The organism is Acidisoma sp. S159, assembly GCF_009766125.1.
Taxonomy (GTDB): domain Bacteria; phylum Pseudomonadota; class Alphaproteobacteria; order Acetobacterales; family Acetobacteraceae; genus Acidisoma.
Map to the genome: position 1 here is coordinate 14,880 of NZ_LMUG01000080.1, position 403 is coordinate 15,282.

Here is a 403-nt window from a genome sequence, read left to right on the forward strand (position 1 = left end):
AACCTACGCCATGCTGCAGCGAGCGGATTCTCTTGGGGTATTCCAGGTCGAGAGTCGGGCGCAGATGGCGATGCTGCCGCGCCTTCGGCCGAGCAAGTTCTACGACCTGGTTGTCCAGGTTGCGATCATCCGCCCGGGTCCGATCCAAGGCGATATGGTCCATCCCTATCTGCGCCGGCGTTGGGATCTCGAGGAGCCGGTTTATCCCGGCCCCTCCCCTCAGCATGGCGATCCGGACGAACTGAAAAAGGTCCTCGGCCGCACGCTCGGAGTTCCACTCTTCCAGGAACAGGCGATGCGCGTGGCGATTGTCGCCGCCGGCTTTACGCCGAGTGAGGCCGACCAGCTTCGACGGGCCATGGCGACCTTCAAGCACACGCAGGGTGTTGGTGTTTATCACGAG

Annotated in this window: 1 pseudogene; it reads left to right on the forward strand. The window is 62.8% G+C overall.

What is annotated here, in order from left to right:
• Positions 1–403 (forward strand): annotated as a pseudogene (locus GSQ92_RS31235) (error-prone DNA polymerase); the annotation flags it as partial.